The sequence below is a fragment of the Nocardioides sp. CPCC 206347 genome, from assembly GCF_048654605.1.
Classification (GTDB): domain Bacteria; phylum Actinomycetota; class Actinomycetes; order Propionibacteriales; family Nocardioidaceae; genus Nocardioides.
In genome coordinates this window covers 599,013-612,718 of the sequence record NZ_JBMCYZ010000001.1, presented here as the reverse complement: position 1 = coordinate 612,718, position 13,706 = coordinate 599,013, and the positions used below count along the sequence as shown (strand labels likewise).

General features: G+C 70.0%; 13 protein-coding genes. 7 read left to right on the top strand and 6 right to left on the bottom strand.

Annotated features, from left to right (window positions below):
* Positions 1-1,512 (bottom strand): glycerol-3-phosphate dehydrogenase/oxidase, encoded by a 1,512-nt coding sequence (locus ACOACQ_RS02945; protein ID WP_378602709.1) that lies wholly within the window; start codon positions 1,510-1,512, stop codon positions 1-3.
* A complete protein-coding gene (locus tag ACOACQ_RS02940) occupies positions 1,509-2,102 on the bottom strand; it encodes a TetR/AcrR family transcriptional regulator (protein ID WP_378602706.1) in 594 nt (197 codons plus the stop codon). The genes ACOACQ_RS02945 and ACOACQ_RS02940 overlap by 4 nt, the downstream gene beginning before the upstream one ends.
* A 17-nt stretch (positions 2,103-2,119) precedes the next feature.
* Between ACOACQ_RS02940 and ACOACQ_RS02935 the strand changes: the two genes are divergently transcribed.
* From ACOACQ_RS02935 to trhA, 3 genes are read left to right on the top strand one after another with little or no spacing between them, the layout of a single operon-like run.
* On the top strand, positions 2,120-3,682 hold the full coding sequence (locus ACOACQ_RS02935) for an FAD-binding oxidoreductase (protein ID WP_378602703.1): 1,563 nt from the start codon (positions 2,120-2,122) through the stop codon (positions 3,680-3,682).
* Positions 3,679-4,578 carry a diacylglycerol kinase family protein gene (locus ACOACQ_RS02930; protein WP_420287583.1) on the top strand — a complete coding sequence of 300 codons (900 nt, stop codon included), beginning with the start codon at positions 3,679-3,681 and terminating at the stop codon, positions 4,576-4,578. The genes ACOACQ_RS02935 and ACOACQ_RS02930 overlap by 4 nt, the downstream gene beginning before the upstream one ends.
* Positions 4,575-5,285: a PAQR family membrane homeostasis protein TrhA gene (gene trhA / locus ACOACQ_RS02925; protein WP_378602697.1), complete on the top strand. Its 711-nt coding sequence runs from the start codon at positions 4,575-4,577 to the stop codon at positions 5,283-5,285. The genes ACOACQ_RS02930 and trhA overlap by 4 nt, the downstream gene beginning before the upstream one ends.
* Before the next feature lie 6 nt (positions 5,286-5,291).
* Here trhA and ACOACQ_RS02920 read toward each other — a convergent pair whose 3' ends face one another.
* A complete protein-coding gene (locus ACOACQ_RS02920) occupies positions 5,292-6,593 on the bottom strand; it encodes a lipase family protein (RefSeq protein ID WP_420287582.1) in 1,302 nt (433 codons plus the stop codon).
* 161 nt (positions 6,594-6,754) lie between these two features.
* Between ACOACQ_RS02920 and ACOACQ_RS02915 the strand changes: the two genes are divergently transcribed.
* Complete coding sequence (locus ACOACQ_RS02915) at positions 6,755-7,255, top strand: hypothetical protein (RefSeq protein ID WP_420287581.1); 501 nt, start codon at positions 6,755-6,757, stop codon at positions 7,253-7,255.
* Between the two features lie 21 nt (positions 7,256-7,276).
* Here the strand turns inward: ACOACQ_RS02915 and ACOACQ_RS02910 are convergent, their stop codons facing one another.
* A complete protein-coding gene (locus ACOACQ_RS02910) occupies positions 7,277-7,900 on the bottom strand; it encodes a TetR/AcrR family transcriptional regulator (protein WP_420287580.1) in 624 nt (207 codons plus the stop codon).
* Between the two features lie 15 nt (positions 7,901-7,915).
* A complete protein-coding gene (locus ACOACQ_RS02905) occupies positions 7,916-8,773 on the bottom strand; it encodes an enoyl-CoA hydratase-related protein (protein WP_420287579.1) in 858 nt (285 codons plus the stop codon).
* A 94-nt stretch (positions 8,774-8,867) separates the two neighbouring features.
* Here ACOACQ_RS02905 and ACOACQ_RS02900 point away from each other — a divergent pair, with 94 nt between their 5' ends.
* The 3 genes from ACOACQ_RS02900 (at position 8,868) to ACOACQ_RS02890 (ending at position 13,053) form a co-directional block, all read left to right on the top strand.
* Positions 8,868-9,995: an acyl-CoA dehydrogenase family protein gene (locus ACOACQ_RS02900; RefSeq protein WP_378602237.1), complete on the top strand. Its 1,128-nt coding sequence runs from the start codon at positions 8,868-8,870 to the stop codon at positions 9,993-9,995.
* A gap of 62 nt (positions 9,996-10,057) precedes the next feature.
* Positions 10,058-11,590 (top strand): acyl-CoA synthetase, encoded by a 1,533-nt coding sequence (locus ACOACQ_RS02895; protein WP_420287578.1) that lies wholly within the window; start codon positions 10,058-10,060, stop codon positions 11,588-11,590.
* Positions 11,587-13,053: an aldehyde dehydrogenase family protein gene (locus tag ACOACQ_RS02890; RefSeq protein WP_420287577.1), complete on the top strand. Its 1,467-nt coding sequence runs from the start codon at positions 11,587-11,589 to the stop codon at positions 13,051-13,053. Before ACOACQ_RS02895 ends, ACOACQ_RS02890 begins: the two co-directional genes overlap by 4 nt.
* Here the strand turns inward: ACOACQ_RS02890 and ACOACQ_RS02885 are convergent.
* Complete coding sequence (locus tag ACOACQ_RS02885; RefSeq protein WP_378602249.1) at positions 13,031-13,645, bottom strand: TetR/AcrR family transcriptional regulator; 615 nt, start codon at positions 13,643-13,645, stop codon at positions 13,031-13,033. The genes ACOACQ_RS02890 and ACOACQ_RS02885 overlap by 23 nt on opposite strands.
* Positions 13,646-13,706: the final 61 nt, after the last annotated feature.

The window sequence follows — 13,706 nt, the reverse complement described above, 5'->3', positions numbered from 1 at the left end:
TCAGTGCCGGCAGAGCTCGAACGCCCGCTCGGCCATCGGCAGCGCCAGCACCCGGTCCGCGGGCACCAGCCCCACCCGGGTACGACGATCGAGCAGGTCGTCCACGTCGGCAGCGCCTTCGTGGGTGATGCCGAAGACCAGCTCCGCGAGCGTGATGCCCTGCGGGCCGGGGGCCAGGAGCTCGTGCTCGGGCAACCCGGTCACATCGACCGCGTTGGACAGCACCAGTGCGGCCTCGGTGCCGAATCGTCGTACGAGACGGGCGGGGGCTTCGAGCTTCGCGAGCTCCTCGCGGGGCGCGGCGCCCAGCAGCGGCAGGTTGCGCGTGACGCAGGGTGCCGCAGTGAGGGCGACGGCGTCGACGGCGTCCTCGGCCATCTGCCGGTAGGTGGTCAGCTTGCCGCCGACGACGGTCACGACGCCGGTCGGTGAGGTGAGCACGGCGTGCTTGCGCGACAGGTCGGCCGTCGCGCCGTCGGAGTCGAGCAGCGGCCGGAGTCCGGCGTACGTGCCGATCACGTCCGAGCGCCGGAGCGGCTTCTCGAACGCGGCGCCGACGACGTCGAGCAGGAAACCGATCTCGGCCTCGGTGCCCTGGGGGACGTCGGGGATCTCGCCCTCGGTCTCCTCGTCGGTCAGGCCGACGTAGATCGTGCCGTCGGGCTGGGGGAGGGCGAACACGAACCGGCTGGTGGTCCCGGGGACGGGCACCGTGAGCGAGGCGGCCAGGCCGGGCAGCGTCGACTCCCGGAGCACCAGGTGCGTGCCGCGCGACGGCTTGAGCCTCACGTTCTCGACCAGGGTCCCGGCCCACACCCCGGTGGCGTTGATGACCGCTCGAGCGGTGACGCCGACGGTCTCGCCCGTCAGCTCGTCACGGAGCACGGCGCCCTTGCCCGTCGCGGACAGCACCCGCGCGCGGGTGCGCACCTCGGCCCCGAGCGAGGCTGCGGTCCGGGCGAGGCAGGTGACGAAGCGGGCGTCGTCCTCGAGCTGGCCGTCCCAGCTGAGCAGGCCGCCGCGCAGGCCGGACAGGCGCAAGCCAGGGGCGAGCCGGAGTGCCTCGTTGCGGGAGATCCGCCGCGGGCGGGGGAGCGTCTCGGCACTGGTGCCCGCGCTGATGCGCAGGGCGTCGCCGGCCCGGAAACCGGCCGAGGCGAGCGCGGCCTGCGCGAGGGAGACGCTGGTCATCAGCGGCAGCAGCATCGGCATCGGGTGGCTCAGGTGCGGAGCGGTCGACTCCATCAGGATGCCGCGTTCGACCGCGCTCTCGTGGGCCACGCCGACCTGGCCGTTGGCGAGATAGCGCAGGCCGCCGTGCACGAGCTTGCTCGACCACCGCGACGTGCCGAACGCGAAGTCGTGGGCGTCGACGGCCAGGACGGTCAGGCCGCGCGAGACGGCGTCGAGGGCGACCCCGGCGCCGGTGACGCCGAGCCCGATCACCAGCAGGTCGACCGAGGCGGGTGCGTCGGCCAGGCCGGGCCGGAGGCGGGTGGGTGACGACGTCATGGCGCGAGGTACCTCCGGACGAGAGTCGTGAGTTCGGTGTCGAAGTCGGCCTGGGTCAGGTCGTCGTCCTGCATCGTGTGCGCCGAGATCGCGAAGCCGTGGGCGGCGAGCATGAGGGAGCGGGCCAGCAGCAGCGGGTTCCCGGCCCGGACCTCGCCGACGGCCTGTGCTTGCGCGAGGCGGTCGGCAAGGGCGCCGATGATGACGTCCTGGGAGCGACCTCGCCGGTCGATCAGGTAAGGCAGCAGCTGCTCGGGGTCGACGTCGATGATCCGGCGGAACAGCTCGTTCTCGCGCAGCACGGACACCGCGGCAGCCAGCCGGCGCGCGATCACGTCGAGCACGCTGTCGCCGTCTTGCTCGACCTCGTTGACGACCTCGTTGACGACGCCGTCGATCTGCGCGACCCACTCGCGCGTCATCAGGTCGGCGAGGATCGACTGCATGTCCGGGTAGGCGCGGTAGACCGTCATCCGGGACACGTCGGCACGACGGGCCACGTCGGTGAGGGTGGCGCGCTTCCAGCCCACCGTGAGGATGACCTCGCGGGCTGCGTCGAGGAAGCGATCCTTGTTACGAACTGACGTCATGTGTCACACTGTAACGCATGACCCGAGAAATGCACCCCCAGCGCTGGGGCGACGCCAGCCACGCCGGTCCCCTCCCGGAGTCCACCCAAGGTCTCGTGGAGCTCGCGTTCGGCGCGCTCGACACCCCGGCCGTGGAGTCGGTCAGCGTTCCGGCCTCGGGCCTCCCGGACGACCTGCTCGCCGGCCTGCGCGACGTCATCGGCGCCGCCCATGTGCTCACCGACGACGAGACCCGCCGCCTGCGCACCCGCGGCAAGTCGACCCCCGACCTGCTCAAGGCCCGTGCCGGTGACCTCACCGACGCCCCGGACGTCGTCGCGCGACCCGGCAGCCACGACGAGGTCGTCCAGCTGCTCGCGTGGGCCGTCGACCACCACGTCGCCGTCGTCCCCTTCGGGGGCGGTACGTCGGTCACCGGCGGTCTCGTCGCGCGCCGTGAGGGCTACGCCGGCCTCGTCAGCCTGGACCTGATCCGGCTCAACCAGCTCGTCAGCGTCGACCCGATCTCGATGACGGCGAAGCTGCAGCCCGGCATGCGCGGCCCCGAGGCCGAGGCCGCCCTCGCCGAGTTCGGCGTCACCCTCGGGCACTTCCCGCAGTCCTTCGAATTCGCCACCATCGGTGGTTTCGCCGCGACGCGCAGCAGCGGCCAGAACAGCGCGAGCTTCGGCCGCTTCGACCAGCTGGTCGTCGGCCTCAAGGTCGCCACGCCCGTCGGTGAGCTAGTCGCCGGCTCCTCGCCGCAGAACGCCGCCGGCCCCGACCTGCGCCAGCTCCTGCTCGGCTCGGAGGGCACCTTCGGTGTCATCACCGAGGTCACGGTGCGGGTCCGCGCGATCGCCACCGAGACGGCGTACGAAGCCTGGCGCTTCGAGTCGTTCGCCGCCGGTCAGGCCGCGATGCGCCACCTCGCGCAGAACCAGCTGCTCCCGACCATCATCCGGCTCTCCGACGAGACCGAGACGGCCCTCAACCTGGCCAGCCAGACGGCCGTCGGTGCGGAAGCCGCCACCGGCTGCCTGATGATCGTCGGCCACGAAGGTGCCTCGATCGCCAACAAGCGGACCGTCGTCACCGAGGCGCTGACCGCCCTCGGCGGCGAGCCGCTCGGTGAGGAGCGCGGCAACGCCTGGCTCGCCGGGCGCTTCCACGCGCCGTACCTCCGCGACTCGATGCTCGACGTGGGTGTCCTGGTGGAGACGCTGGAGACGGCGACGTTCTGGTCCAACACCGACCGCCTCTACACCAGCGTGAAGGCCGCGCTCGAGGCCAGCCTCGGCGAGGGCACCCTGGTGCTCTGCCACGTCTCGCACGTCTACGAGACCGGTTGCTCGCTCTACTTCACGGTCGCGGCCAAGCAGGGCGACGACCCGCTTCCGCGCTGGCTCGCGGCCAAGGCGGCAGCGTCCGACGCCATGATCGAGTCCGGTGCCACGATCACGCACCACCACGCGGTCGGCACCGACCACAAGGCCTGGTTCGCGCGGGAGATCGGCCCGGTCGGCGTCGCTATGCTGCGCGGCGTGAAGGCCACCGTCGATCCCACCGGGATCCTCAATCCGGGGGTGCTGATCCCGTGAGGTCGTTCTCCTTCCTCGTCAACCCGCTGTCGGGTGGTGGCGCGGCTCCGGCCGCCGTCGTCCCCGTGGCGCGGCTGCTCCGCGACGCCGGCGCCGAGGTCGAGGTCACGTACTCACCCGGCCCCAAGGCCACGCTCGACCTGGTCCGGGCCGGGGTCGCGCGCGGTGACGTGATCGTCGCCGTCGGCGGCGACGGCATGCTGTCGTCGATCGCCGGCCAGGTCTCGCAGGACAACGGGGTGCTGGGCATGATCCCGGCCGGCCGCGGCAACGACTTCGCCCGGATGCTGAAGCTGTCCGAGGACTCCGAGGTCATCGCGAAGGTGCTCCTCGAGGGTGCCGAGACGCCGACCGACCTGATCTCCGTGACGCTGCCGGGCGCCGAACCGCGCCTGGTGGCCGGTTCGGTCTACTCAGGTGTCGATGCGCGCGCCGGCGAGATCGTCGACAAGGTCCGCTGGATGCCGGCGAAGCTGCAGTACCCCTACGCCGCGGTGCACTCCCTGGCGACGTACGTCCCCTCGACGTTCACGGTCGTCATCGACGGTACGACGCACTCCTTCGTCGCGGCCACCGTCGTCGTGGCCAACTCCGGCTACTACGGCAAGGGCATGCACATCGCCCCGGACGCGTCATTGACCGACGGACTCCTCGATGTGATCGTCATCGAAGCAGCCTCGCGTCGCGAGATGATGAAGGCGTTGCCGAAGGTGTACGACGGCGCGCACGTCCTGCTCGACCAGGTGACCGTGCTGCGGGGGGCAACAGTGGAGATCAGTGGGAGTCCTTCCGTGCCCATGGGTGGCGACGGCGAGCCGCTCGGGATGTTGCCGACGTCTCAGGAACAGCCGGCGGTTGTGCGTGTCCTGCCCGGTGCCCTGAAGATCCTCACGTGAAGTTCCTTGACCACGAGGCCGCCCTCACGGTGATGGCCGACAAGATGGCCGAGCTCAAGCCGAAGCTGCGCGGCTGGCTGCACGCGGGGTCGGTCCCGTTCGTGATCGCCGCCGGCGTCGTCCTGATCGTGCTGTCGCCGACCGGGGAGACCAAGGCCGGATCGGCGGTCTTCATCGCGTCGGCGCTGCTCCTGTTCGGCGTCTCCGCGATCTATCACCGCGGCACGTGGAAGCCGGCGATCTGGGCGATGCTGCGCCGCTTCGACCACGCCAACATCTTCGTGCTGATCGCCGGCACCTACACCGCGTTCGCGATGCTGCTGCTCGACGGCACGTCCCGGGTGGTGCTGTTGGTCGTCATCTGGGGAGCCGCGGTGCTCGGCGTGCTGTTCCGGGTGTTCTGGACCGGCGCCCCACGCTGGCTCTACACGCCGATCTACATCGGCATGGGCTGGGCCGCGGTGTTCTTCATCCCCGACTTCATCGACGGCAGCGAGAAGCTCGGTACGGCGGTCGCGATCGCCACGCTCGTCCTGGTCGCCTCGGGCGGCATCCTCTACACCCTCGGTGCGGTGATCTACGGCCTGAAGAAGCCGAACCCCAAGCCGGAGTGGTTCGGCTTCCACGAGGTGTTCCACACCTTCACGATCCTCGCCTTCGTCTGCCACTACGTGGCGGTGTCGCTGGCGACGTACGCGCTGAGGTGACTGGCGTCAGCGAGCGCTGAGCGGCCGACCCGTCACCGTGCGGATCGCGGCCGTCGCCATCCCGACGTACCCCCACAGCGACCGCAGTGACAGGGCGACCGAGAGCACCGTCCGGGTGCCGGTCGGAGCGGGCTTGCCGGCGAACCGGTCGGCCATCCAGCCGATCATCAGCGGCAGCGCCAGCGGGTGCAGGCTGAGGTGTTCGCTGAAGCGGTCCCGGACGTAGTGCACGGTCGCGCCGCCGTCGACGTACCGCTGTTGCTGACCGTCGACGTCCTCGATGTGGATGATCTGGTCATGGGTCGCCTGCGTCATCAGGACCGGACAGGCCGGGATCCGCTGGCCCAGGCGCAGGTCGTCGAAGACGTGCAGGACCTCGGGCGTGCCCAGCACGTCGGCCAGTGGCGCGTCGAGGTAGTCGTCGAAGTCGTGGTTGCGGTGGTGGACGACGGCCGCCAGCGTGCTGGACGTCTCGAGCCGCTGCAGGTGCCGCCTGCCCTCGAAGGAGGCGTGTTCCTGGATGACGCGGGCGAGCCCGGGGTAGCCGCTGCGCAGGCCCGCGACGACCATCGCCGGCAGCCCGGCGTGGAAGGTGCCGTTGAGCCGGATGAACGTCTCGGCCGGATCACCCACGGGCGCGCCGAGTGCGGCGCCGACGATGTTCAGCTCCGGTGCGTACTCGGGTGCCATCTCGGCGGCCCAGGACGAGGCCATGCCGCCGCCGGAGTAGCCCATGAGGCCGACGGGCGTGGAGGCCTGGAGTCCCAGCGGCTCGAAGTCGAGGGCGGCCCGGACGCCGTCGAGCACCCGGTACCCGGGCTCGCGTGCGGCGCCGAAACGGCCTAGAAGGCCCTCGTGGTCGCACAGCGACAGTGCCCAGCCCTTGCGCAGCACCCCGGCCAGCAGGGCGAATTCCAGTGGGGGAATGGAGCCCCATGAGCGGGCGCCCTGACGCAGGGCGTACGACGGGAAGGCCTTGCCCGAGATCGCGTCGATCGCGCACTGGTAGGCCAGCAGCGGTCGCGGTTCGTTCGGGTCGGCGCCCTCGGGGAGCACCACCGTGGTGACGGCCGCCTCGGGTGCGCCGTTCAGGTCGGTGCTCCGGTAGACCAGTTGCCAGGCCGACACCTGCTGGGGGATCAGGCCCAGGAACGCCAGCTCCACCTCGCGGGAGCGGATGATCGCGCCCGGGGCGAGGAGGCCGAGGCCGGTCGGTGCGACCAGGAACGGATCGTCCCGGGGGAGCAGCGGGCGGGCGGTCTTCGCATCGGCAGCGGGGGCCGGGGCCTGATCGGGCAGGGGTTGCACGACGTCATACAAGCATTTGCGCGACCGTAACGTGGGCGGATGCCACAGGGCGGTTGGTGGGGCGGTTGGTGGACGGCGACCGAGGTGCAGCTGCCCACCTGGCCGACCTCGGCAAAGTGAGTGATGCTGGTCACACCTGCTCCCGCTGAATCCGAGGCCCCATGCTCACGTTCGACGACCTGACCGCCCTCAGCCTCGACCAGCTGGCGGAGCTCTACGCCGGCGGCACGGTCCCCGACGACTTCGCCCTGGCGCTCGACGACAAGCCCAAGGGACGCATGGTCGCGGTCCGTGGCCTTGACAGCGTCCCGGTCGTCAACAAGGTGATCGACATCTTCGCCAGGCACCCGCTGTTCCCGTGGGACGGCAAGACGATGGACGCCACCAGCGAGCAGACCGCCGACGGCATCAACCGCATCCAGGCCGGAGCCAGGATGAACTGGTTCCCGTTCAAGACGAGCGTGCAGCCCTCATCGATCGACGGCGAGCCGACGATCGTCCTGGACTACGAGCAGAAGGGGAACCCGATCCTGATCAAGAAGATCCACGACGAGATCCGGGAGGTCGCCCCGGGCATGTACCTCGGCCCCGCCATGGCCAAGGTCGGCAAGGGGAAGCCGCCGGTGCTCGTGCTCTGGTTCGCGCTCGACACCAACAAGTAGTTCCAGCGGCCAGCAAGTGGTTCAGGCGCGGTCGCGGGCGATCGCCTCGGGGAGCACGTCCTCGACGATGGTCAGCAGGCTCTGTCGCAGCAGCAGGTGGACCTGCTCGCGGCTCAGCTTCTTCTTGATCAGCCACTCGCGCCCGGCGGTCTTGGCCAGCTGGCCGTAGGCGCGGACGAAGGCACGCAGCTCGTCGCGGTGGTCCGTCACGTTGGCCATGTCGATCGCCTCGAGGACCCGGTCGACGGCGTCGTCCTCGGCCTTGAGCAGGATCCGCTCGAGCTCGGGATCGCGCCCCAGGCCCGAGGCGCCGGCAGCGTTGATCCATGCCGCGTCCTGGCTGGACAGCGAGTCGAGGAACCAGTTCACCGCCGCGTCGATGCGCTCCTCCAGGGACCCTCCGGGGGCGTGGTCGATGGCGTTCCCGGGGACCGCCGCGGCCGCCCGCACCACTTCGAGGTACAGGTCGCGCTTCGTGCCGAAGTAGTGGTTGAGCAGGCCGCGGGCGACGCCGGCCTCATTCGCGATGTCGGTGGTCGAGACCTCGCCGTACGGGCGCAGCGCGAACAGGCGCTGCGCGCTGGAGAAGATCTCCTCGCGCCGCTGGTCGGGGCCGAGGCGACGCCATCGGGGCTCAGTGGTCACGGGACAACTCTTCCATCACTCCTCGTCGACCCAGGGGAGCCACCCGGGCAGGTCCTTCTCCACCGTGCCCGGGAAGGCGGGCGGGCGCTTCTCGAGGAAGGACATGACGCCCTCGATCGCGTCGGCGCTGGTCAGCAGCCCCGAGATGAGCCGTGAGTCGACCTCGTGCGCCGGGAACGGCGAGTCCAGTCCGCTGAGCCGGTTGAGCATCTGGCGGATCACCGCGATCGAGACCGGCGCGCTGTTGTCACGCAGGTCGCGGGCCAGTGCGTACGCCTCGTCCAGCACCTCTTCAGGCGCGTGCACCGACGTGATGAGCCCCGAGGTGAGCGCCTCGTCGGCACCGAAGACCCGGCCGCTGATCATCCAGTCCTGGGCCTTGGTCATGCCGACCAGCCGGGGGAGGTGCCAGACCGAGGCGGCCTCGGGGAAGATGCCGCGGCGGCCGAAGACGAAGCCGAACTTCGAGTCGGTCGAGCCGAGGCGGAAGTCGCACGCCAGCGTGATGGTCAGGCCGCCACCGACGGCCGCGCCGCGCATCGCTGCGATCACGGGCTTGTTCATGGTGAAGACCCGCTTGGAGCAGCGGCCCGCGGGCTCCTGCCAGGTGCTGGCGTCGGCGACGTCCTCGTTGGTGTCGAACTCGCCGCCGGACAGGTCGGCTCCGACGCAGAAGTGGTCACCGGCGCCGGTGAGGACGACGACGCGGACGTCCTCGTCCCGATCGGCGCGGTCCAGTGCGAGCACCAGCTCGTCGGCCATGGTGATCGTGTAGCCGTTGCGCGCTGCGGGCCGGTTGAGGGTGATGGTCGCGATCCGGTCGGCCACCGCGTAGGTGATGTCGGTGAAGGTGCTCGCGAGCGTGGAGTCCATGGTGGCCTGCTTCCGTACGTCTTCGATGCGCTTGTTGACCGGCTGCCAACAGTAGTGCACTATTGGCGCTGTGCCAACAACTACGCCGTCCTGGATGAACGAGGACCTCGCGGCGGTGCGTGAGCTCGCCGCGACGTACTTCGTCAAGGAGGTCCTCCCGCGTGCCGACGAGCACCGGGCGCAGGGCCACGCGAGCCGCGAGGCCTACCTGAAGGCCGGCGAGCTCGGCCTGGTGGGCATGTCCCTGCCCGAGGAGTACGGCGGCGGTGGGGCCTCGTTCGCTGCCGAGGCCGTGCTGATCGAGGAGCAGGTCCGCGCTGGCGACACGTCGATGGGCTTTGCCGTCTCCATCGGCATCGTCGCGCACTACCTCAACGCCTACGCCACCGAGGAGCAGAAGAAGCGGTGGCTGCCCAAGGTCTGTTCAGGGGAGTGGGTGCTCTCGATCGCGATGACGGAGCCCGGCACCGGGTCCGACCTGCAGGCGATCGCGACGCGAGCGGTCAAGGACGGCGACGACTACGTCATCAACGGCGCCAAGACCTTCATCTCCAACGGCCACGTCTGCGACCTCATCGTGATCGCCGCGAAGACCGGTGACGAAGCCGGGGCTGCCGGCATCTCGCTCATCGTGGCCGAGGTCGGCGACGACACGCCGGGCTTCACCCGCGGTCGCGTGCTCGACAAGATGGGCCAGCAGGACCAGGACACCGCGGAGCTGGCGTTCGAGGACCTCCGCGTCCCGCAGGCCAACCTGCTCGGCCCGAAGGAGGGCCACGGTTTCTACCAGATGATGGAGCAGCTCCCGCAGGAGCGACTCATCACCGCGATCCTGGCCCAGGCCCAGATCGAGAAGGCTGTCGAGCTCACGATCGGCTACACCAAGGACCGCCACGCGTTCGGCAAGCCGCTGATGGCGCTGCAGAACACCCGCTTCGAGCTGGCCGAGTGCGAGACCATCTCCCGCGTCAACCGGGCGTTCCTCGACCAGTCCATCGAGAAGCACCTCGCCGGGAAGCTCGACGCCACCGAGGCGTCGATGGCCAAGTACTGGATCTCCGACCGCGCCACCGAGGTCGCGGACCGCTGCCTGCAGCTGTTCGGTGGCTACGGCTACATGAACGAGTACCCGATCGCCCGCATCTACACCGACGTGCGCGTGCTGCGCATCCTTGCCGGCGCGAACGAAGTGATGAAGGAACTCATCGCGCGGTCCTTGTGACCAGCCGCTGATCCACCCCGCAGCGACCCCATCTCGGACCCACCCGCATCGAGGAGCAGATCGTGTACCTGACCCAAGGCCTCCACCGGTCGCTGCAGGCGACGCCCGACAAGACCGCCACCGTCCACGGCGACCGCAGCCACACGTTCGCCGAGATGGGCGATCGCGTCGCCCGCTTCGCGGCCGGCCTCCAGGGGCTGGGTGTGGCGGAGGGCGACGTGGTGGCGATCCTGTCGCTCAACAGCGACCGGTACGTCGAGTACTACTCGGCGATCCCGTGGGCCGACGCGGTGCTCAACCCGATCAACATCCGGTGGAGCCCGCAGGAGATCATCTACGCGCTCAACGACTCGGGCACCACGGTGCTGCTGATCGACGACGCGTTCGCGCCGATGGCACCGGCGATCACTGCGAGCTGTCCGTCCGTGACGACCCTGGTGCACTGCGGCGACGGCCCGACGCCGGAGGGCATGGTGTCCTACGAGGCGCTGGTCGCCGACAACGAGCCGGTCGCCGACGTACGGCGTTGCGACGACCAGCTGGCCGGGTTGTTCTACACCGGGGGCACGACCGGTTTCCCCAAGGGCGTCATGCTCTCCCACTGCAACCTGCTGACCTCCGCTCTGGGGGCGGTGGCCAGTGGGTACCTGCTCCAGCGCGACTCGACGTACCTGCACGCGGCGCCGATGTTCCACCTGGCCGACCTGGCCGGGAACCTGGGCGCGAACCTGCTCGGCTGCACCCACGTCACCATCCCGTTCTTCGAACCGAAGAACGTCCTGGTGACGATCGAGAAGCACCGGATCACCGACGTGCTGATGGTGCCGACGATGATCCAGATGGTCATCGACCACCCGGACGCCAAGGAGCACGACCTGTCGTCACTGCAGCGCCTGATGTACGGCGGATCGGTCATCTCCGAGGGTGTCCTGCTCCGCACGAAGGCGCTCCTGCCGCACCTCAGGCTGACCCAGGCCTACGGCATGACCGAGCTCGCCCCGGTCGCCACGCTGCTCGGCCCGGACGACCACGTCGACGGCCTGCTCACGGCCGCCGGCCAGGCCGCGCCGCACGCCGAGGTCCGGATCCTCGACGAGGAGGGGAACCCGGTCCCGACCGGCACCGTCGGCGAGATCTGCGTCTTCGGCGCCAACGTGATGCTCGGCTACTGGAACCGGCCCGAGGAGACCGCGGCGGTCCTCAAGGACGGCTGGATGCACACCGGCGACGGCGGCTACATCGATGAGCGCGGCTTCGTGTTCGTGGTCGACCGGATCAAGGACATGATCGTCACCGGCGGCGAGAACGTGTACTCCGCCGAGGTCGAGGGCGCCATCTCGAAGTTCCCCGGAGTCCTGCAGTCGGCCGTCATCGGCCTGCCCAGTGACCAGTGGGGTGAGACCGTCCACGCCTGTGTGGTGAAGGCACCCGACGCCGACTTCACGAGCGAGGACCTGATCGCCCACGTCAAGGGGCTGATCGCCAACTACAAGGTGCCGCGCAGCGTTGACTTCCTCGCGGAGCTGCCGATGAGCGGCGCCGGCAAGATCCTCAAGCGCGACCTGCGCGCGTCGTACGCCAAGGAGCAGGCATGACGTTCGACAGCCTCAACCCCGCCGACGGCACGCTCGTCTCGACCTTCCCGGTGATGGGGGAGGCGGAAGTGCGGCGGGTCGTCGGGGCGGCGCGCGAGGCCACCACCTGGTGGCGGGGGCTCGGCTTCGATGGCCGCGCCCAGCGCCTGGCCGCATGGCGCCGTGACATCTGGCACCGCGTCGACGAGATCGCCGAGCTGATCCACCGCGAGAACGGCAAGCCGGTCGAGGACGCCGTCCTCGAGGTCGTGCTGACGGTCGAGCATCTCCACTGGGCCGAGAAGAACGCCGCCAAGGTGCTCCGCACCCAGAAGGTGAACCCCGGCCCGCTCTTCGCGAACTACTCCGCCCGGGTCGGCTACGACCCGCTCGGGGTGGTGGGCGTCATCGGCCCCTGGAACTACCCGCTCTACTCACCGAACAGCGCCGTCGCCTTCGCGCTGGCCGTCGGCAACACGGTGGTGCTGAAGCCGAGCGAGTTCACCCCGGCCGTGAGCCAGTGGTACGTCGACGCGTTCGCCGCAGCGAACCCGGACGCCCCCGACGGTGTCCTGACGCTGGTCACCGGACTCGGCGAGACCGGCGCGGCGCTGTGCAAGGCCGGCGTCGACAAGATCGGCTTCACCGGTTCGACCGCGACGGGCAGGCGGGTGATGGCGCAGTGCGCCGAGACGCTGACGCCCGTCGTCCTCGAGTGCGGCGGCAAGGACCCGGTGGTCGTCGCCGAGGACGCCGACCTCAAGGCCGCGGCTCGCGCCGTGGCGTGGGGCGCCTTCGCGAACTCCGGCCAGACCTGCGTGGGCGTCGAGCGCGTGTACGTCGTCGAGGAGGTCGCCGACGAGTTCCAGGCCCTCCTGCTCGACCAGCTCGACGGCGTCCGCTCCGGCCAGGACGACAGGGCCAACTACGGCCCGATGACCATGCCCTCCCAGGTCGACGTCGTACGACGGCACGTGGCCGACGCGGTCGAGCGAGGCGCGACCTTCCTCAAGGGTGGACCCGCCTCGATCGGGCAGCGGTTCATCGAGCCGATCGTCATGGCCGACCTGCCCGAGGACGCCCTCGCCGTACGCGAGGAGACCTTCGGCCCGACCGTGACCCTGACCCGCGTCGCCGACGTGGACGAGGCGATCAAGTTCGCCAACGACCACGACTACGCGCTCAGCGCCTCGGTCTTCTCCCGCTCACGCGGTGACGAGATCGCCGATCAGCTGCGGGCCGGCCAGGTCAGCATCAACGCGGTGATCGCGTTCGCCGGCATGGGTGCCGTGCCGATGGGTGGCGTGGGCGCGAGCGGCTTCGGCCGGGTCCATGGTGCGGACGGCCTGCGCGAGTTCGCCCAGACGCGCGGCGTCGTACGCCAGAAGTTCGGCCTGCCCGGCTTCGAGCTGATCGCGATCAAGCGGGCCCGGCACGTCCTGCCGGTGATGCGGAAGGTCCTCAGCGTCCGGCACGGGCTCTGAGGACCATCGGCACCAGGTGGTCGCGGGCGAAGTCGCCCAGCTGTGCCGGGGTGTCGAGCTCGATCAGGGCACGGGGCGTCAGCAGGTAGGAGTGCACGACGCGCACGAGCAGCTCGGCGCTGGCCTCCATGTCGTCGGTGGAGTCCAGCAGGCCGTCCTCGACTGCTTCGTTGAAGAAGCCGAGCGTCGCGACGACCGCGCCGGTGACGAGCCGGCTGCCCTCGGTGGTGAGCTGCATGAGCACCGTCTCCGGCTCGACCTGGAGCATCCGGGCGAGCATCGCGTGGCCCCGGACCTGCTGCATCATCGCGGTGAAGCCGAGCTCGACCCGCTCCTCGATCGTGGTGCCGGTGCGAGCGGTCGTGGACACCTCCGTGAAGAGCCGCGTGGCCTCGCGGGTGACGACGGCCTGGATGACCTGCTCCTTGTTGCCGATCCGTCGGTAGACCGTGACCCGGTCGATCCCGGCACGCCGCGCGATGTCGCCGATGGTCGTGCGCTTCACGCCGAACTCGGCGCACAGCGAGAGCGCGGCGTCGAGAATCGCGTGCACCTCGGGCGCCATCTCAGGGGCATGGTCGTCGTCGGTCATGGGGGGAGCATACGAAAGCAGCATTGCAACAACAAGTGTTGCTTTGTTACAGTCGCGGTCT